Consider the following 19,536-nt stretch of genomic DNA (forward strand, 5'->3'; position numbering starts at 1 on the left):
TGCTCAGAGTGTCACGGCAGCCGTAAAGGAATGACATCATCAATCAGGGAAAGCGCCGTATATAACGCCAATAAAAACTTTTGGCCGCGGCCGATGCCCTGCAACCTAAGAGCTTCTATCATGACGAAAATGAACCGCCTGGCGGCCGCGCTGATCGCCGCACTGATCCTGCCGACCGCGCACGCCGCACAGCAGCAGGATATCGACGCCGTTATTCAGCCGCTGATGAAAAAATACGGCGTGCCGGGCATGGCGATCGCCGTGTCGGTCGACGGCAAACAGCAGATTTACCCGTATGGCGTCGCCTCGAAGCAGACCGGTAAACCGATCACCGAGCAGACGCTGTTTGAAGTGGGCTCGCTGAGCAAAACCTTCACCGCGACGCTGGCGGTCTATGCGCAGCAGCAGGGCAAGCTGTCGTTTAAAGACCCGGCCAGTCACTACCTGCCCGAGCTGCGCGGCAGCGCCTTCGACGGCGTCAGCCTGCTGAATCTGGCGACCCACACCTCCGGCCTGCCGCTGTTTGTGCCGGACGACGTGACCAACAACGCCCAGCTGATGGCCTATTACCGGGCCTGGCAGCCGAAACACCCGGCGGGCAGCTACCGCGTCTATTCCAACCTCGGCATCGGCATGCTGGGCATGATCGCCGCCAAGAGCCTCGACCAGCCGTTTATCCAGGCGATGGAACAGGGGATGCTGCCGGCATTGGGCATGAGCCACACCTACGTGCAGGTGCCGGCGGCGCAGATGGCCAACTATGCGCAGGGTTACAGCAAGGACGATAAGCCGGTGCGGGTCAACCCCGGCCCGCTGGACGCCGAGTCTTACGGCATCAAGTCCAACGCCCGCGATCTGATTCGCTATCTGGATGCCAACCTGCAGCAGGTGAAGGTAGCGCAGCCGTGGCGCGACGCGCTGGCCGCGACGCACGTCGGTTATTACAAGGCGGGCGCGTTCACGCAGGATCTGATGTGGGAGAACTACCCGTATCCGGTGAAACTGTCGCGTTTGATTGAAGGCAACAACGCCGGGATGATCATGAACGGCACGCCGGCCACCGCCATCACGCCGCCGCAGCCGGAATTGCGCGCCGGCTGGTATAACAAAACCGGCTCCACCGGCGGTTTCTCCACCTACGCGGTATTTATCCCGGCGAAGAATATCGCCGTGGTGATGCTGGCCAACAAGTGGTTCCCGAACGACGATCGCGTCGAAGCGGCTTACCACATCATCCAGGCGCTGGAGAAGCGCTGACGGTCAGGGGCGCCGGCGAGGCGCCCCTACCACCGGTGCTGCCGTTCACGCCGCTCGCGCATGAAATCGATAAAGGCGCGCAGCTTGAGCGGCAGATGCTTGCCGGCGGGAAAGTAGATGAAAAAGCCCGACGCTTCGCTGGCGTAACCCGGCAGCACTTCCACCAGTTGCCCCTGCGCCAGCTCCTGCAACACCGTGCCCTGAAAACGCTGTGCGATACCCAGGCCCGCCAACGCGGCATCCTTGATCAGCCGATCTTCGTTAAAAATCAAACTGCCGCTGACGTCCAGCGCGCGTTCATCGTCGCCCAGGCTAAAATACCAGGGTTCCAGTTTGCCGCTGCCGGGGAAACGGTAGCGCAGGCAGTGGTGAGCAGGCAGATCGTCCGGCGTGGCCGGAACGCCGCAACGCGCCAGATAGTCGGGCGAGGCGACCAGCACCCGGCGCTGGCCGTTGTCGATCGGCACGGCGATCATGTCTTTTTGCAGCATGGCGTGCATGCGAATGCCGGCATCGAAACTGCCCAGCACCAGATCGGAAAAGCGGTCTTCGGTAAACAGCTCCAGCTGCACGTCGGGATAGCGCCGTTGAAATTCCGCCAGGTGCGGCATCACCAGCAGCGAGGCGGCCAGCTGCGGCAGCGTGATGCGCAGCAGGCCCGCCGGCTGTGCGCCCAGGGCGCGCACGTCGTCCGCCGCCACGTCGATCTGGCTCATCGCCGGCGACACCTTCTGATAGAACAACCGGCCCTCGTCGCTGAGGCGCACCGAGCGGCTGGTGCGGTGAAATAGCCGCACTCCCAGCTGATTCTCCAGCGCCTGAATGTTTTGCGACACCGCCGGCGGCGTGACGCCGAGCTGGCTGGCCGCGCGGGTAAAGTTGCCCAGGCGTGCGACGGCTTCGAAATAGGGCAGCAGCTGCAGGAGTGAACTCATCTATCAATAACCTGTGCTTAATGATTCATTAAATTATGCCTTATTTTAATTTATGACGAACCTTTTAGACTGATTTTACTTTCCATTAGCGAGATGAAAATCATGTCGGCAGAACAACGGGCGTTAACAGAACGGATCGCGGCGATCGATCAACAGGCGATGGCCGAAGGGCGCATCGTGGGTAGCGTGGTGCTGGTGGCGCGGCAGGGCGAGATTTGTTACGCCGGGGCGGCCGGCTATGCCGATCGCGAAGCGCGGCGGCCGATGCGGCGAGAAACGCAGTTCCGGCTGTCGTCGGTCTCCAAACCCTATACCACGCTGGCGGCGCTGCGCCTGATCGAACAGGGCAAGCTGAGCCTGGACGACGCGGTCAGCGAGTGGCTGCCGTGGTTTACTCCGGCGCTCGCCGACGGCCGGCGCCCGGCGATCAAGATTCGTCATTTGCTGAGCCATACCGCGGGGCTGGACTACCGGCTGAACCAGCCGCCGACGGGCGTTTACCACCAGTTGGGGATCCAGGACGGCGTGGAGCTGTCGACGCTGACGCTGGAGCAAAACCTGCGGCTGCTGGCGCAGGCGCCGTTGCTGTCGGCGCCGGGGGAGCGCTTCAACTATTCGCTGGCGATCGACGTGCTTGGTGCGGTGCTGGAACGGGTGACGGGCATGCCGCTGCCGCAGCTGTTTGTCGAATGGGTGGCGCAGCCGCTGGGGCTAGGCAATACCGCGTTCCATGCGACGGACGCCGCGAACCTGGCGACGCCGTATTACAACACCCCGCAAGGGCCGCAGCGCATGCATGAAGGCCTGCGGGTGGCACTGCCGGAGGAGATGGCGGGGGGCGAAGTGCTGTTTTCACCGATGCGGGCGCTCAACGCCGGGGCCTATCCTTCCGGCGGCGCGGGCATGGTCGGCGATGCCGACGACGTGCTGAAGCTGGTGGAGGCATTGCGCAGCGGCGGGCAGGGTATTTTGCAGCCGGACACAGTGGCGTTGCTGCGCAGCCCGCACGTGGGTGCGCAGGCGCAAACGCAAGGGCCGGGCTGGGGATTCGGTTTTGGCGGGGCGCTGCTGGTGGACGCAGAAGCGGCGCAGACGCCGCAGCATGCCGGCACGCTGACCTGGGGCGGGGTTTACGGCCACAGCTGGTTCTTTGATCCACAGGCGCAGCTGAGCGTAGTGATACTGACCAACACCGCGTTTGAAGGCATGTGCGGCCGCTATCCGCAGCAGATCCGCGATGCGGTTTACGCGACGTAAATAAAAAGGGCCCCATTGGGGCCCTTGATCAGGCTTTCAAACGCTTACTGCGCCGGTGCCGGAGCAGGTTGTGCATCCTGCGCCGGTTCGCCGTCTTCCGCCGGGGCGCCCAGCAGGCCGAACTGGCCGATGAACTCCTGCAGCGACATTTTGTTGCCGTTCAGGTCAACCTGATTGTCGGCATAGTGGAACTTGCTCGCGATCACGCCGTCTTTCTGGGTGGTCAGCTTGAACATCTGGCCCATGGCTGCCAGGCCCTGTACTTGCTGCTGCGCCAGTTTCTGCGCGTCTTCCTCATTGTAACCCTGCAACAGCGCGGTTTTCGCGGTCACTTCGGTGGCCATCGCTTCCGGAATGGTCAGGTTGATATCCAGCTTTTTAACCGCCTGCGCGATCAGCTGATCCGGCGATTGTGCCGGGGAAGCGGCCTTGCTCGGATCGGTCAGCGCCAGATCCAGCGTGAAGGTGCTCTCGCCCTTGCTGTTTTTCCAGCTCAGCGGTGCGATGCTGAGGCTCGGGTTGCCTTTCAGCAGCAGCGGCAGGTTCTTTTGCAGCAGTTCGGCGTTTTGCTGCTCATACACGGCCGGATCCAGGTTCTCGCCCTGTTGCAGCAGCGCCATGGTCTGGCGGTTGTAGCTGTCGGCGAAGTCTTTCAGCGCCTTGCCGTCGACGTTGTCGATTTTCAGCGCCAGCTTGCCGGCGCCGAAGTCGTTGCCCTGCACCTTGAGCGCGTCCATGGTGTAGTCGATCTGGCCGCCGATGTTGCTGCTGCCTTGCTCGCCGAACTTGCTCACCAGGTTGAAACCGTCCAACGCCACGGTATCTTTACCGTCGATCGTCAGTTTGAACTGCTTCAGCGTCATCGTCTGATCGCCGAGCTTCACGCCGAACTTGCTCTCGTTGCTGTTGCCTTTCAGGTTGAAGCCCTGGAAGGTGATCTGCTCGTTTTGACCGAATTCGTTCGGGCTGGCGAACACGATATTGTCGCTATTGGCGTCCAGCACGAATTTTTTCAGATCGCTGGACACGTCAGCGTTAATGGTGGCGCCGCTGAATTTCAGCGAAGACTTATCTTTTTGGTAGTCCAGCGGGATGATGTCGATGGCAGACGAGGTGTCCCCGCTGTAAGAGATGCGCGAATCGGCGGTAAACAGCGATTTGCCTTTGGTGGTGTCAAACAGACCTTTCACCGCCGGGGTATTTTCCAGCTCGGTATGCACCGACGCCATGCTCGGCAGCAGATTGAATTTTTTCAGCTGGGCGAAGGGGAACGGGCCGTGATCGATGGTTTCCAGGAACGCCACTTCTTCACCGGCTTTCAGCGCCGCGTTTTCACTGGTATCCGTGCCGTCGGAACGCAGCACATAACGCACTTTACTGCTGAACAGGCCGCGCTGGTAATTTTCATAGCTCAGCTTCACGCCGGCTTTCGGCAGGTAAGCTTTCAGCTGGCCGTTGGCGTTGTCCACGACTTCGCCCATGTGCTGCTCGATCAGTTTCCCGGTGTACCAGGATGCCCCGGTCCATGCTGCGCCAAGAACCACAATGACGCTGACAGCGACTAACGATTTTTTCATAGCTCTGTTTCATCCTTTTTTCTTATCACCCTCCGTTGCGCGGGAGGGGCAAATAGGGGCCGACAAAAAACGCCCGCAGGCGTTTAATTGTGGGGGTAGCTCTCGCTTTCAGCAAGCAATTTGCTGAAATTTATCAACGGTTAGGCCAGCTGGTTATAAACCCTGGCGATGCGGCCGCTGCCGCTGACGTTGACCGGGGACTCGAAAGCCCCGATAAAGCAGGATTCGCCCGGTTTGAGCGTCAGGCGCTGCCCTGATTTTTCCAGCGTCGCTTCGCCGGCGACGCAGAACACGATGGCGGCACTTCGCTGCGCCAGCGCCTGCGGTGCGGCGGTCAAATCGTGCAGCGAGAAGGCGAAATCCTCCACCGGGATCGGGAAGAACAGCTCGTTGCCGCGTTGCTCCGGCTGGGTCAGCAGGCCGGACGCCGGCTGCGGGCGGAACTGCAGGTTGGCCAGCAGCTCAGGCACGTCGATGAATTTCGGCGTCAGGCCCGCGCGCAGCACGTTATCCGAGTTGGCCATCACCTCCAGCGCCACCCCTTTCAGGTAGGCGTGCGGTGTTTCCGCGTACAGGAACATCGCTTCGCCCGGCGCGAGCTGCACCACGTTCAGCAGCAGCGGTGAGAACAGGCCGCTGTCGTCCGGATAAAAGCCGGCGATAAAGCGCACGGTATCCCAGGGCTCGCCCTGCTGGTTGTTGAGCGCGGCTTTCAGCACGCCGAGCGCCAGCGATTTTTGCTCGCCGCTCATGGTCAACAGGCTGGCGAACAGGGTGGACAGATGCGCGGTGTCCGGCTGCTGCAGGAAGGTGGCGATGTCGTGGTGCGCGCCGGCGATCGGCTGCAGCAGGGAAACGATATCGGTCAGTTCGCGAAAGCCGTTCATCGCCAGGAACGGCGTCAGGGCGAAGACCAGCTCGGGCTTGTGATTGGGGTCTTTGTAATTGCGTTCGGCGGCGCTCAGCGGGATGCCGGCGGCGTTCTCTTTCGCGAAGCCGATCTCGGCCGCCGCTTTGCTCGGGTGGACCTGGATCGACAGCGGTTGATCGGCGCACAGCACTTTAAACAGGAACGGCAACTCGCCAAAGCGGCTGGCGACGTCGGCGCCCAGTTGCTTTGGCTGGTCTTCATCGATCAGCTCGCGCAGCGAACGCAGTGCGCCATCGGCGCCCGGCACGCGGGAAGGGCTCTTGGGATGGGCGCCCATCCACAGTTCGGCCATCGGCTGATTATCGGGGTTGGCGATGCCGTAAAGACGGGTCAGCGCATCGTGGCTGCCCCAAGCGTAATTCTGTACCGCGTTGGTCATTTTTTGCATGTCGATAAACGTCCTTCTGCGTCATTGCCGCACTGCATAGCAATAACTCACTGATTTTATAAGATTAACTTAATCTATGCCGACGACCATCATACGCCCGCGTCGGCGGGAAAAATCATGGGCGCGATCAAAATAACGCCGGATAACGTCGCGCCCGGCAACGGGCCAAAGTATAACGTGATAACGATCGGCGCCTCAAATGGCGCACTGGGCCTCAAGGCGGCCGACAAAAGCCGCTAATCGATTATTCTTTGGGGCAATGGGGTTATTGCCGATAGCCCGGGCATCCTGCCTCATTATTTATTTCTCAGTATGTCAAAATATGTCGGCTGAATTTATTTTTTACCGTCTGAGCCATTCCCTTATTATTATTTTCGCGCTGCGCGGGGCGATCACACGCCGAGCTTAAACCGGCGCGCCAGACCTCTTTACCGTAAGGGCTAACGAGTCGATTTAACGAAACCAGAGGTCTGTTGCATGAAAAAACTGTTGTTGCTATTGGGGCTTTGCACCGGCGCAGCCCAGGCGGCGGTGATTGTCACCTATCCTTACGCCTCGCCGCGCACCGTGGTGATCGCGCCGGCGCCGATCGTCGTTGCACCCGCGCCGGTCGTGGTTCCCGCCGCGATCGCGCCCGTGGCCCATCCGCTGGCGCTCACCGCCGGCGCGGTGGCGACCGGGGCCTATCGCTATAATGAACGGCAGGACGCCTACGACGAAATTAATCATCTGCAGCAGCAACGCATCGATGAGCTCAATCATTTACAGACCCAGCGCATCAATAATTTTAATTCGCGTCATCCGCGTTAATCGTGACCCACGCTTTTATTCTCCGGGGCATGCCCGGCCGTTTATTTCGGCGCGGGTTATCCGGCGGCAAATAACCGCGTCATGAAGAGGTAAAAGAGATGAAACGTGCTGTGAGATAACTCTCTTAATGCGAATAGTTATTATGTCACTATACTGGGAGTGCGTGCCGACGGGGGTAGCGCGTCGGCCTAACCCTACAATTTTAGGAATTATGCTAAGGAGACAATGATGGCAGGCGTTCGTATCGAAAAAGACTCTATGGGCCCCATCGAAGTACCGGCCGACAAGCTGTGGGGCGCGCAGACCCAGCGCTCGTTGGCGCATTTCCGCATTTCCTCCGAAAAGATGCCGACCGCGCTGATCCATGCGCTGGCGTTGACCAAGCGCGCCGCTGCGCAGGTGAACGTGGATCTGGGGCTGCTGCCGGCCGAGCGGGGCGCCGCCATCATCAACGCCGCCGACGAAGTGCTGGCGGACAGCCATGCCGATCAGTTCCCGCTGTCCATCTGGCAAACCGGTTCCGGTACCCAGACCAACATGAACATGAACGAAGTGTTGGCCAACCGCGCCAGCGAGCTGCTGGGCGGCGTGCGCGGTGAAGAGCGCAAGGTGCACCCGAACGACGACGTCAATAAAAGCCAGAGCTCCAACGACGTGTTTCCCACCGCGATGCACGTGGCGGCGGTGATTGCGCTGCGCGAGCACCTGATCCCCGAGCTGAAAGTGCTGCACAAGACGCTGAGCGACAAGGCCGAAGCCTACCGCGACATCGTCAAAATCGGCCGCACCCACCTGCAGGACGCCACGCCGCTGACCCTGGGGCAGGAGATCTCCGGCTGGGCGGCGATGCTGGCGCACAACCTGAAGCACATCGAAGACAGTATCCCGCACATCGCCGAGCTGGCGCTGGGCGGCACGGCGGTTGGCACCGGCCTGAACACCCATCCTGAGTACGCGGTGCGCGTGGCCAAAGCGCTGGCGGAGTTGACCCATCAGCCGTTCGTCACCGCCCCGAACAAGTTCGAAGCGCTGGCGACCTGCGACGCGCTGGTGCAAGGGCATGGCGCGCTGAAAGGGCTGGCGGCTTCGCTGATGAAGATCGCCAACGACGTGCGCTGGCTGGCGTCCGGCCCGCGCTGCGGCATCGGCGAGATTTCGATCCCGGAGAACGAACCGGGCAGCTCCATCATGCCGGGCAAAGTTAACCCGACCCAGTGCGAGGCGATGACCATGCTGTGCGCCCAGGTGCTGGGCAATGACGTGGCGGTGAACATCGGCGGCGCTTCCGGCAACTTCGAGCTGAACGTGTTCCGCCCGATGGTGATCCACAACTACCTGCAGTCGATTCGCCTGCTGGCCGACGGCATGCAGGGCTTCAACGAGCACTGCGCGGTGGGCATCGAACCGAACCGCGATCGCATCACCCAGCTGCTGAACGAATCGCTGATGCTGGTGACGGCGCTCAACACCCACATCGGCTACGACAAGGCGGCGGAAATCGCCAAGAAAGCGCACAAGGAAGGGCTGACGCTGAAAGCCGCGGCGCTGAAGCTCGGCTACCTGACCGACGCGCAGTTCGACGAGTGGGTGCGGCCGGAAGCGATGGTCGGCAGCATGCAGAAATGATTGATCTGTGAGGCAACCGGGGGCTTACTGAGGTAAGCCCCTTTTTTATGGAGAAATCAAGATGTCGCGCACACAACGTTTACTCGATCTGATGCAGCTGCTGCGCAGCCACCGTTATCCGGTGGCGGGCCATGCGCTGGCGCAAACGCTGGGCATCAGCATGCGCACGCTGTACCGCGATATCGCTACGCTGCAGCAGCAGGGGGCGGAGATCGTCGGCGAGGCGGGCGTCGGCTATGTGCTGCGGCCCGGCTTTATGCTGCCGCCGCTGATGTTCTCGCAGGCAGAGACAGAGGCGCTGGTGCTGGGGATGCGCTGGGTCAGCCGCCGCGGCGACAGCCAGCTGGCGAGTGCGGCGGGCCAGGCGCTGGCCAAGATCGCCGACGTGCTGCCGCCGGCGCTGCGGGAGGAGCTGGAGGCCAACACGCTGTTGATCGCGCCGGTTCAGGCGCCGCCGGTGGCGGATGCGATGCGGGTGCTGATCCGTGACACCATCCGCCGCGAGCGCAAGCTGCATATCGACTATCTCGATCTGGCGGGGCAGCGCAGCGAACGCCTGCTGTGGCCCTTTGCGCTGGGTTTTTTCGACCAGTTCCAGATGCTGGTCGCCTGGTGCGAGCTGCGCCAGGCGTTTCGCCATTTTCGCCTCGATCGCATTCAGGCCGCTACACCTTTGGAACAGCGCTACCCGCGCGGCCGGCGGCGGCTGCTGAAAGAGTGGCGCCTCAGCGAGGGCATTGCGGAGCAATAGCGGCACGCTGCTGCCATAAACTGTCAGTCGCACCCCTTAGTCTGTGCCTATCGGGAACCGGCCGGTTCCCATCACCCAGAGGACAGACCGATGACCCTTCCCAGCATGACCCTGCTTTACGTCGACAACCCGCTGAACAGCGCCGCCTTTTATCAACGTTTACTGGGACAGGCGCCGGTAGAGCTTTCCCCCGGCTTCGCCCTGTTCGTGCTCAACAACGGCTTCAAGCTGGGGATGTGGGCCAAACAGGGGGTAAAACCTACGGCGACCCTGACCGGCGGCGGCGGTGAACTGGGCTTTTTGTGCCAGGATCCGCAAGAGGTTGAGGCGCGCTATAACCAGTGGCGCGAACTCGGGCTGCCGATTGAGCAAACGCCGACCGAGATGGAGTTCGGTTACACCTTCGTGGCGCGAGATCCGGACGGCCATCGCCTGCGGGTGTATGCCCTCAGCGAGTAGCGTCGTCGGTATACAGGTGCAGGCGCGGCACCAGCAGCCGCAGCGGCCGGGCGTCGGGTTTGTAGCGGTGTTTCACCGCGTCGACGTCGTAGTTGAGCAGCTCGCCAATCTTCGGCACTGTGGCGCCGCTCTCGGCCTGACACAGGGCGATCAGCGGCAGCGGGCAGGGGTGTTGCACCTGTTTTTGCTGCTGCTGATACCACACTCGGGCGATTGGCTGCACTTTGACCGGCCGCTTGATTTTCAGCGTCGCGTGCTGCGGCAGGCGGCTGACGTCGTCTATCTCGCGGCTGACCAGGGCAGCCCACTGTTCACGGCTGTGCGGCGGCACTGCACGGCCGGCTTTCAGGCTTTTCTCCAGCTGCGCCAGGATGTCGTCCCGCTTGACGTTTTTGATGATGTGCTTGTTGGCCCAGCCGAAGCGCACGGAGTCGGGATTGGTCAGGGCGGTGAGGGTGCGATAGGCGCTGAGGGTAATCAGCCCGTGCAGATGGGTGTGCACGAACTCGAAACGCTGCTCCGGCGCCAGGCCGGAATCGACGGTGATAATCTGTTCTAGTTCGCCCTTCAGTCGGTTGATGAGCGCCAGCTGCGTTTGCAGCGCCTGATACTCCGGCTGCTCCACCGCCAGACAGATGACGCCGGGCAGGCGCACGGCGGCCTTGCTGCTGACATTCTCCCGGTTATGGTGGATGAATAGCCGCTGATAATGCTCCAGCGCCAGATCGCGCGCCGCTTGCCCCACATGTTGTTCGACCGCGATATGCGAGATAGCCTGATGCTCCTGACCTTTTTCAACCTCCGGCAGGCTGAACACCCGCGCCGCCAGCAACCGCAGCGGGGCGATCTGCTGCTGCAGCGCGCCGAGCGCCTGCTCCAGCTCGGTAAAGCAGGCGTTCATCCGGCCAATTACATCGTATCTGCTCATCGCATGCTCCTATATTAGTTACAACATACTATAGAAGAGTGGCGGACTGGGGGCAACATCGGCCCCTGAGCCGACGGCAGCTTCACCGACCACCCGGCTTACCAGCGGAAAATGCGCCATAGCGGCCTCTACGGCAGGGCACGTAATACACCCGGTATGCGTAGTGTTTTGATTCATTGATGGATTTTCTCCTGTTTGTTTGCGTTTTGTTTAATCCATTTTCCGATCGCCGTTGTCCAATCACTGGAACAAACAGAATGGCAGGACGCTATGAGCCCTTGGGGTTATCTTTTCTTCTGTCATTAACGGGTGCTTTAAACGGAGGTTCACTGTGGATATTAAACAGAAAGTCAAAAACATGACGCTGGAAGAGAAGATCGGGCAAAAAATCATGCTGGATTTTCGCTACTGGGATCGGAACGGTAGCAGCAATCAGGATATGACCGTCCCCGATGAAGCCATTGGCAAGCTGATCGCCGATAACCACGTGGGTGGGGTGATCCTGTTCGCCAATAATCTGAAAGACAAGCAGCAGATCAACACATTGACGGCCTGGTATGCCGCGATGAAAACCCACGCGGGCATTCGTTTGTTTATCGGCACGGATAACGAAGGCGGTAACGTTTTCCGGCTGCCGCGCGGCGACTATGCCTCATTCCCCGGCAATATGGCGCTGGCGGCGGCGATTGAAGGGGGCGCGGATGAACAGCTCGCCGTTGAACAGGGCAAGCTGATGGCTCAGGATATGCGCGCGTTGCATATCAATACCAACTTTGCCCCGGTCGTGGATGTCAACACCAACCCGTTCAACCCGGTGATTAACGTTCGCGCCTTCAGCGATGATAAGAACACCGTTTCTCGTCTGGCAGAGAAAATGGTGGCGGGCATGAAACACCAGGGGCTGATCACCGCGTATAAGCACTTCCCCGGCCATGGCAGCACCTCCACCGACTCACATACCGGCCTGCCGCGCGTCGATCGCACGCGGGAAGAGGCCTTTGCCATCGATATCGCCCCTTACAAGCAGGCCATCGATCGCTGCGTGGCGCCGGACATGGTCATGACCGCGCATATTCAGTATCCGGCATTGGATAACCGCCAGATAGATACCCGCAGCGGTGAAAAAATCACGGTGCCGGCCACCATGTCGCATGAAATTCAGACCCAGATCCTGCGCAATGAATTGGGGTATGCGGGCGTAACGATTTCAGATGCGCTGGATATGGGCGCGATTGCCGAGCATTTCAGCCAGCAAGCGGCGGCTGAAAACGTCTTTGCCGCCGGGGTGGATATTGCTTTGATGCCTGTCAGCATCGCCTCGCCGGCCCAGGCCAGCCAGCTGCCGGATCTGATCCGGTACCTTGCGGACAGAGTGAAAACGGGGCATCTCAGCGAGGCCGATATCGATGCCTCAGTCGAGCGAATTTTGCGCCTGAAATTACGCCATAGCCTGATGGGCCATAGCGATAGGCCGTGTTCCAACGACGTTGCGTCGTCAGCGCACAAGCTGGAAAAACGCATCGCCGATCGTTCCATTACCGTGGTGATCAACCGCCACAGCCTGTTGCCGTTAAAGGACAATGCGCTGCGCTACTTTATTCTGACGCCGTGGGGCGAGCAAGCCAGCGGCATTGCGCGCGTGATGGCGCAGGAGGGGTATCAGAACGTCGTTGCCGCGAAGGAAACGGAGCTGAGCGACGCCCAGGTTAGGGAACATATTGCCGGCTGCGACGTGTTCTTGCTCGGAACCCTATCAACCCGCTTTACGCCGGCTGAACAGGATGGGGTCGTTACCTCCGCAACCGGAGCGAGCAATGACAGCAGCCCTTATCCGGGCTGGTTGAAATACGCCGCCGAGCAGGGGAAGAAACGCGTTCACCTCTCACTGCGCGCACCTTACGATATCGTGAACTATGCCGCCGAGGTGGAGGCGGCCGTCGCCACCTATTCCTATTACGGCTATGACAGCGGCGTGTGGCGTGGGCCTTCGATGGTCTCTTTGGCGCAGGTGCTGACGGGTAAAATCAAACCGCAGGGCAAATTGCCGGTCAACACCTGGCATGACTACGATGTGGAAACCAATACGGGCAAGGTGGCGTTCCCTCGCGGCACGGGGCTGAGCTGGTAATGGGATAAGGACACCGGCGTCGTCTGAACAGGGCGACGCCGGCAGCGAAATAGCACTGACAAATCGGGGCGTTTCTTGCTCTGCACGCAACGACATGGGATAACCGTCACTCACGGAAGGAGAACCAGAATGCCGACAGGCGCAACAAAATTAGGCGGATGGCTGTTGATGGCCGCCATGCTGGGCGTGAGCGGGTGCGTCAAGCCGCCCGAACCGGAGAAACCTGCACAGCCGACACCGCCTGTTACACCGATGCGGGGCATCTGGCTGGCCACGGTTATTGGGTTGGACTGGCCGCTGGCGGCCACCCTGAAAGCGGAAACCGCGCAAGAGCGGGTGCGCCTGCAGAAGCAGGGGCTGACGGACGCACTGGACGACATGGTGAAAACCGTGATTAACACCGTGTATTTTCAGGTTAAACCGGACGGTACGGCCCTGTGGCGTTCTGGCATTTTGCCCTGGTCTGAGGTCTTGACCGGCACCGTGGGCCGGGATCCGGGCTATGATCCGCTGGCCTTTATGCTGCAAGAAGCGCACCGACGCGGCATCAAAGTGCATGCCTGGCTGAATCCCTATCGGGTTTCTATGAATACCCGCCCACAAACGATTGACGCACTTAATCATACGCTGCAGTCGCCGCCGGCCAGCGTCTATGCGCTGCATCCCGACTGGATTCGCACCGCCAACGAGCGCTTCGTGCTCGATCCCGGTCTGCCCGACGTGCGCAACTGGATCACCAGCGTGGTGACCGAAATTGTCAAAAACTATGAGGTCGACGGCATTCAGTTTGACGATTATTTCTATTACGAAACGCCGCAATCGCCGCTGGATGATGAACGAACGTATCGCGCATACGGCAAAGGGTTTGCAGACAAAGCCGCCTGGCGCAGGGACAACACGCTGCAATTGATAAAACAGGTTTCAGCCACCGTGCGAGCCTTGAAGCCCGCGGTGGCGTTTGGCGTCAGCCCGGCGGGCGTCTGGCGAAACCAGGCGGACGATCCTGCCGGCTCGGCGACGCGGGCCGGCGCGCCATCGTACGATACGGCCTATGCCGATACGCGCCAGTGGGTCAAACTGGGGCTGCTCGATTACATCGCGCCGCAGCTGTATTGGCCTTTTGATCGTGAAATTGTCCGCTACGACGTGCTGGCCCACTGGTGGGCCGAGGTGGTGAAAGGCACGCCGGTTCGGCTCTATGCCGGGGTGGCGTTGTATAAAGTGGGTACGCCTGCCGCCAGCGAGCCGGCTTGGACCGTCGACGGCGGCGTTCCCGAGCTGAAAAGGCAGCTGGATCTCAACGAGAGCCTGCCGGGGATGGGGGGAACCATCCTGTTCCGGCAACGTTATTTGACTGAGCCGCAAACGGACAAGGCGGTGGAGTACCTGCGCACCCGCTGGAAAACCGGCCAATAATCACAGGCACTGGCATGACGAGCCGCGGCAAATCACCGCGGCTTTTTCTTTTCAGAGGCGGGCCGCTTCCGGCAGGCGCTTCAGGTAATGCACCACCAACAGCGCCAGCAGCAGCATCAGGCTGATGAACGCCGCCACGCCATTCCAGCCGAAGCTGTGCCAGAACACGCCGCCGAGGGTGCCGGCTACGCTGGAGCCAACGTAATAACAGAACAGATACAGCGACGACGCCTGGCCTTTGGCGCGGCGCGCGCGGCGGCCGATCCAGCTGCTGGCCACCGAGTGGGCGGCGAAGAAACCGGCGGTGAACAGCATCATGCCGATAAAGATAGCCGGCACCTGCGGCAGCGCGGTAATCAGAATCCCGATCAGCATAATCACGATCGAGGCCAGCAGCACCGGGCCGCGCCCGAAGCGTGAGGTGAGCGCGCCGGCCTTGGGCGAGCTGTAGGAGCCGGTGAGGTATACCACCGACAGCAGGCCGACAATCGCCTGGCTCAGGTGGTAAGGATCCGCCAGCAGGCGATAGCCGATGTAGTTGAACAGGGTGACGAAGCTGCCCATCAGCAGGAACCCTTCCGCGAACAGCAGCGGCAGGCCCTTATCGTGCCAATGCAGCTTGAAGTTGATCAGCAGGGTGCGCGGGCGCAGCGAGCTGGCGCGAAAATGCCGCGAGGCGGGCAGGATGCGCCAGAACATGCAGGCGGCGGCGAGGGCGAACAGGCCGATGACCCCGAGCGATACGCGCCAGGAGAAGAAGTCGGTCAACACCCCGGTCACCAGGCGGCCGCTCATGCCGCCGATTGAGTTGCCGCTGATGTACAGCCCCATCGAGAAGGCGACGAAGCTGGGGTGGATCTCTTCGCTGAGGTAGGTCATGCCGACCGCCGCCACGCCGCTCAGCGACAGGCCGATCAGCGCGCGCATCAGCAAAATGCCGTGCCAGCTGGTCATAAAGGCGCAGATCAGCGTGCAGACCGCCGCCAGCAACAGCGCTACCACCATCACCGACTTGCGGCCAATGGCGTCGGACAGCGGCCCGGTGAACATCAGGCCGATCGCCAGCAGACCGGTGGAGACCGAAAGCGACAGGCTGCTTTCCGCCGGCGATACGCCGAAATCTTGCGACAGCACCGGCAGGATCGGCTGCACGCAGTAGAGCAGCGCGAAGGTCGCCAGCCCGGCGGAAAACAGCGCCAGCGTCACGCGCATAAACTGCGGCGTGCCGCGTTCGATATAGGGGAGTTTGTTGTTGAGGGTGGAACGTTTTACTTTTGGCGCAGCGGCCGCGTCATCGTTGGCGGCCAGCGTCGACGGCATCGCGGCCGCAGAACGCACAGGGGTTGTCACAGCGTTTCCTTACCGAACTTCGGGGAGATAAACAGACACTTTACAGATAACAAAATGATAGGGAGCGGCGAGTTTTTTGTCTAATATATTAATAATTCAAATTAAGACGTTTTAAATATGAATATCGAATTGAGACACCTGCGTTACTTTATCGCCGTGGCGGAAGAGCTGCATTTTGGCCGCGCCGCCGAACGGCTGCGGATCTCCCAGCCGCCGCTCAGCCAGCAAATCCAGGCGTTGGAAGAGATGGTCGGCGCGCGGCTGCTGGCGCGTAACAACCGCAACGTCAGTTTGACCCAGGCCGGGGAGATGTTCCTCAAAGAAGCCTATCAGGTGCTCGATCAGGTCGGGCGGGCGGCGGAAAAGGCGGCGCGTCTGGATCGCGGCGAGCTGGGGGAAATGACCATCGGCTTTACCTCTTCCGCGCCCTTCATCGGCGTGGTGTCGCGCAGCCTGCGCGCTTTCCGTCAGCAGTCTCCGCAGGTGCATATCAAAATGCGCGAAATCAACACCAAACAGCAGATCGAGCCGTTGCTGAACGGTGAGCTGGATCTGGGGGTAATGCGTAACACGCGGCTGCCGGAGGCGCTCCACTACCAGCTGCTGCTGCGCGAACCGCTGGTGGCGGTGGTGCCGGAAGGGCATCCGCTGGCGGAAACGCCCGGCGGCGCGCTGCGTTTCCAACATCTGGCGCAGGAGCCGTTCGTGTTCTTCTCGCGCGAAGTGGGCACCGCGCTGTACGACGAAATACTGCTGTTGCTCGGCAAGGCCGGCATTACCCCGTACATCACCCAGGAAGTGGGGGAAGCGATGACCATCATCGGGCTGGTCTCCGCCGGGTTAGGGGTGTCGATTCTGCCGGCCTCATTTGCCCGGGTGCGGGTGGACGGCGTGCGCTATTTGCCGCTGGCGGAGCCGGACGCCACCACCGAAGTGTGGCTGGTGCATCACCGCCGGCGGCCGCTGACCGCCGCCGCGCAGGCGCTGATGGCGTTGATGCTGAAATGACGTTGAGCTTGGGCAAATAAAAATCAATTCACGCTGAAATTGCGAGGAATTTGTGCAGCAAATCACATAACGAATCAAATAGTTGACGCTGTATGACAAAAGCCCCACCATAACCCCTAGTCTTTATTTAGAAGCGCGAAAAATAGTAGGAGCAGGTTTGTGATTGCGGTTGGGCAGCCTGGGCATATCGATCAAATCAAACAGACCAATGCGGGGGCGGTTTATCGGCTAATCGATCAACTGGGCCCGATTTCGCGCATCGAACTGTCAAAACGCGCGCAGCTGGCGCCCGCCAGCATCACCAAGATCGTGCGCGAACTGCTGGAAGCCCATCTGGTCAAGGAAACCGAGTACCAGGAAATCGGCAGCCGGGGCCGCCCGGCGGTGGGGCTGGTGCTGGACACCGAGGCCTGGCACTACCTGTCCGCCCGCATCAGCCGCGGCAGCATCACGCTGGCGCTGCGCGATCTCAGCAGCAAACTGGTGGTTGAGGAGCAGCTGCCGCTGGCGGCCGAACACCCTGAACCGTTGCTGAAACGCATCCTGACCGAAGTCGACCAATTCTTTATCCGCCACCAAAGCAAGCTGGAGCGGCTGACGGCGATCGCCATCACGCTGCCGGGTATGATCGACGTGCAGTCTGGCGTGGTGCATCGCATGCCGTTTTACGACGCGCTGGAGATGCCGCTCGGTCCGGCATTGGAAACCCGCACCGGCCTGCCGGTTTACCTGCAGCACGATATCAGCGCCTGGACCATGGCCGAGGCGCTGTACGGCGCCTCGCGCGGCAGCCAGAACGTCATTCAGGTGGTGATCGACCACAACGTCGGTGCCGGGGTGATCACCGGCGGCCATGTGCTGCACGCCGGCAGCCACAGCGTGGTGGAGATCGGCCACACCCAGGTCGATCCCTACGGCAAACGCTGCTACTGCGGCAACCACGGTTGCCTCGAAACCGTGGCCAGCATCGAAAACATGCTGGAGATCGCCCAGCAGCGGCTGAGCGGCTCGATGAGCTCCAGCCTGCACGGCGCGCCGCTGACCGTCGAATCGCTGTGCGACGCCGCGCTGGCGGGCGATCAGCTGGCGCGGGACATCATTCTCGGCGTTGGGCACAGCGTGGGGCGCATTCTGGCAATCATGGTCAACCTGTTCAATCCGGAGAAGATCCTGGTGGGCTCGCCGCTCAACCGCGCGGCGGAGATCCTGCACCCGGCCATCGCCTCCTGCATTCGCCAGCAGGCGCTGCCGGCCTACAGCGAGCAGGTCAAGGTCGAATCCACGCAGTTCTTCAATCAGGGCACCATGCCCGGCGCGGCGCTGGTGAAAGAGGCGCTGTACAACGGTTCGTTGCTGGTACAGCTGCTGCAGGGCTAACATCAGAACTTCTTATTAATTCCGCAAAAGATTGAGCTACCTCAAGCCCCTATGGGGGCGCATCCCCTAGAATTTTTCCGAAAGACTTCTTCGCCGCCGGTGCGGCGACACATTGTTAACGGGGCATTCTGGGGCATTTTATTCATGTTGAAGCGTTTATTTGTGACAGGCACGGATACCGACGTCGGTAAAACCGTGGTTTCCCGCGGGTTGATGCAGGCGCTGGCCGCCGAGGGCCGTTCGGTGGCCGGCTACAAGCCGATCGCCGCACGCTGCCAGGAAACCAGCGAGGGCATCCGCAATAAAGACGCTTTGGTGTTGCAGGCATCGTCAACCCTGCCGCTGTCCTACGAGGAGATCAATCCCATCACCTGCCTGGATGAGGTGTTTCACGCGCATGCGACCGAGGACATCAACTATGGCGTGATGAGCAGCGGTCTGCGGGATCTGTCCGCCAAAGCCGACACGGTGGTGGTGGAAGGCAGCGGCGGTTGGCGGGTGCTGATGAACGATCTGCGGCCTTACGCCGAGTGGGTGGTGCAGGAACAGCTGCCGGTGGTGCTGGTGGTGGGCATCAAGCTGGGCTGCGTCAGCCACGCGCTGCTGACCGCGCAGTCGATCATCAACGACGGCCTGCCGCTGCTGGGCTGGGTGGCCAACCGCATCAACCCGGGGTTGGCGCACTATGCCGAAACCATCGCGGCGCTGCAGCAGCGCATTCCCGCGCCGCTGCTGGGTGAAATTCCCTATTTGCCACGCGCGGAGCAGCGCGAGCTGGCGCACTACCTCGATATTTCCACGCTGCTGTAAGCCTGCTCAGGTGCACAGCGCCGCCAACAGCCGGGCGGAGATCAGCAGGCCCAGCCCATACACCGTGTGGGTGAGCAGGCTGAGGAGCCGCGCTTTTCGCGGGTAGGCGGTTTTCGCCGCCGCCACGCCAAAGCCCAGCGCGGGCTGCATCACCAGAAACGGCGCCGCCAGGCTCAGCCAGCCGCTCAACAGCGCGATGAGTGGCTCCGGCGCCGCATACCACCCGATGCCCGCCAAACCGATCGGGATAAAGGCAAACGCGATGCCGATGGCGTAATGCAATATCCAGCCGATTGTTCTCTCTCCCCGGCGCGGCGGCGCCGTAACGATGGTGGCGTGAAACCAGCGGCCGTCGAACATGCCGAGAAACCAGCGGCCCACCAGCGCATAATTGAGGGAAGGGATGCCGAAGCGCCGCCTCAGCAGCAGTGCCCACAGATCCATGCAGAGGGTGGCGCCAACGCCGGTTAACAGGATGCGCACTAACAGATCGGGGGTCATAGGGGTGTCCTTGGCTCAGTGACGTGA

18 protein-coding genes are annotated in these 19,536 nt (G+C 61.2%); 12 read left to right on the plus strand and 6 right to left on the minus strand.

The window, feature by feature from the left end:
- Positions 1-120: 120 nt before the first annotated feature.
- On the plus strand, positions 121-1,257 hold the full coding sequence (gene blaSRT / locus EKL15_RS05745) for an SRT/SST family class C beta-lactamase (RefSeq protein WP_060440035.1): 1,137 nt from the start codon (positions 121-123) through the stop codon (positions 1,255-1,257).
- Between the two features lie 26 nt (positions 1,258-1,283).
- Here the strand turns inward: blaSRT and EKL15_RS05750 are convergent, their stop codons facing one another.
- A complete protein-coding gene (locus tag EKL15_RS05750; protein ID WP_100396350.1) occupies positions 1,284-2,192 on the minus strand; it encodes a LysR family transcriptional regulator in 909 nt (302 codons plus the stop codon).
- Between the two features lie 102 nt (positions 2,193-2,294).
- Here EKL15_RS05750 and EKL15_RS05755 point away from each other — a divergent pair, with 102 nt between their 5' ends.
- Positions 2,295-3,449 (plus strand): serine hydrolase, encoded by a 1,155-nt coding sequence (locus EKL15_RS05755; protein WP_100396373.1) that lies wholly within the window; start codon positions 2,295-2,297, stop codon positions 3,447-3,449.
- 44 nt (positions 3,450-3,493) lie between these two features.
- Here the strand turns inward: EKL15_RS05755 and EKL15_RS05760 are convergent, their stop codons facing one another.
- The gene (locus EKL15_RS05760; RefSeq protein WP_100396351.1) at positions 3,494-5,026 is read right to left on the minus strand and encodes a YdgA family protein; all 1,533 of its coding nucleotides are present in this window, start codon (positions 5,024-5,026) and stop codon (positions 3,494-3,496) included.
- Between the two features lie 140 nt (positions 5,027-5,166).
- Complete coding sequence (gene manA / locus EKL15_RS05765) at positions 5,167-6,345, minus strand: mannose-6-phosphate isomerase (RefSeq protein WP_087763479.1); 1,179 nt, start codon at positions 6,343-6,345, stop codon at positions 5,167-5,169.
- Between the two features lie 117 nt (positions 6,346-6,462).
- On the opposite strand from manA, the gene EKL15_RS24760 reads away from it, so the two are divergent.
- From EKL15_RS24760 to EKL15_RS05785, 5 genes are all read left to right on the plus strand, one after another.
- Positions 6,463-6,585 carry a hypothetical protein gene (locus tag EKL15_RS24760; protein ID WP_255399957.1) on the plus strand — a complete coding sequence of 41 codons (123 nt, stop codon included), beginning with the start codon at positions 6,463-6,465 and terminating at the stop codon, positions 6,583-6,585.
- A gap of 237 nt (positions 6,586-6,822) precedes the next feature.
- Complete coding sequence (locus EKL15_RS05770) at positions 6,823-7,155, plus strand: hypothetical protein (protein WP_100396352.1); 333 nt, start codon at positions 6,823-6,825, stop codon at positions 7,153-7,155.
- Positions 7,156-7,383: 228 nt separating this feature from the next.
- Positions 7,384-8,781, plus strand: coding sequence for a class II fumarate hydratase (gene fumC, locus EKL15_RS05775; protein WP_060419115.1), 1,398 nt, complete (start codon positions 7,384-7,386; stop codon positions 8,779-8,781).
- Between the two features lie 61 nt (positions 8,782-8,842).
- The gene (locus EKL15_RS05780; RefSeq protein ID WP_084826304.1) at positions 8,843-9,532 is read left to right on the plus strand and encodes a YafY family protein; all 690 of its coding nucleotides are present in this window, start codon (positions 8,843-8,845) and stop codon (positions 9,530-9,532) included.
- A 90-nt stretch (positions 9,533-9,622) separates the two neighbouring features.
- Positions 9,623-9,991 carry a VOC family protein gene (locus tag EKL15_RS05785; RefSeq protein WP_060419106.1) on the plus strand — a complete coding sequence of 123 codons (369 nt, stop codon included), beginning with the start codon at positions 9,623-9,625 and terminating at the stop codon, positions 9,989-9,991.
- On the opposite strand, the gene tus is transcribed toward EKL15_RS05785, so the two are convergent.
- Positions 9,981-10,919: a DNA replication terminus site-binding protein gene (gene tus, locus EKL15_RS05790; protein ID WP_038873930.1), complete on the minus strand. Its 939-nt coding sequence runs from the start codon at positions 10,917-10,919 to the stop codon at positions 9,981-9,983. The two genes, EKL15_RS05785 and tus, sit on opposite strands and share 11 nt — an antisense overlap.
- A 331-nt stretch (positions 10,920-11,250) precedes the next feature.
- Here tus and EKL15_RS05795 point away from each other — a divergent pair, with 331 nt between their 5' ends.
- Both EKL15_RS05795 and EKL15_RS05800 read left to right on the plus strand, forming a co-directional pair.
- Positions 11,251-13,047, plus strand: a complete 1,797-nt coding sequence (locus EKL15_RS05795) for a glycoside hydrolase family 3 protein (protein WP_203089045.1) — start codon at positions 11,251-11,253, stop codon at positions 13,045-13,047.
- 129 nt (positions 13,048-13,176) lie between these two features.
- Positions 13,177-14,463: a glycoside hydrolase family 10 protein gene (locus EKL15_RS05800; protein ID WP_370592960.1), complete on the plus strand. Its 1,287-nt coding sequence runs from the start codon at positions 13,177-13,179 to the stop codon at positions 14,461-14,463.
- A 51-nt stretch (positions 14,464-14,514) separates the two neighbouring features.
- Here EKL15_RS05800 and EKL15_RS05805 read toward each other — a convergent pair whose 3' ends face one another.
- Positions 14,515-15,783: an MFS transporter gene (locus tag EKL15_RS05805; protein WP_031300458.1), complete on the minus strand. Its 1,269-nt coding sequence runs from the start codon at positions 15,781-15,783 to the stop codon at positions 14,515-14,517.
- A gap of 147 nt (positions 15,784-15,930) precedes the next feature.
- Between EKL15_RS05805 and EKL15_RS05810 the strand changes: the two genes are divergently transcribed.
- The 3 genes from EKL15_RS05810 (at position 15,931) to bioD (ending at position 19,008) form a co-directional block, all read left to right on the plus strand.
- Positions 15,931-16,821 carry a LysR family transcriptional regulator gene (locus EKL15_RS05810; RefSeq protein WP_047727629.1) on the plus strand — a complete coding sequence of 297 codons (891 nt, stop codon included), beginning with the start codon at positions 15,931-15,933 and terminating at the stop codon, positions 16,819-16,821.
- 159 nt (positions 16,822-16,980) lie between these two features.
- Positions 16,981-18,198, plus strand: coding sequence for an ROK family transcriptional regulator (locus EKL15_RS05815; protein WP_060440025.1), 1,218 nt, complete (start codon positions 16,981-16,983; stop codon positions 18,196-18,198).
- A gap of 144 nt (positions 18,199-18,342) precedes the next feature.
- Entirely contained in the window at positions 18,343-19,008 is a 666-nt protein-coding gene (bioD, locus tag EKL15_RS05820; RefSeq protein WP_049199186.1) for a dethiobiotin synthase, read from the plus strand.
- 6 nt (positions 19,009-19,014) lie between these two features.
- On the opposite strand, the gene EKL15_RS05825 is transcribed toward bioD, so the two are convergent.
- Entirely contained in the window at positions 19,015-19,509 is a 495-nt protein-coding gene (locus tag EKL15_RS05825) for a DUF2938 domain-containing protein (RefSeq protein WP_203089047.1), read from the minus strand.
- Positions 19,510-19,536 lie beyond the last annotated feature (27 nt).

The organism is Serratia sp. 4542 (assembly GCF_016805595.1).
In the GTDB taxonomy this organism is placed as follows: Bacteria; Pseudomonadota; Gammaproteobacteria; order Enterobacterales; family Enterobacteriaceae; genus Serratia; species Serratia nevei.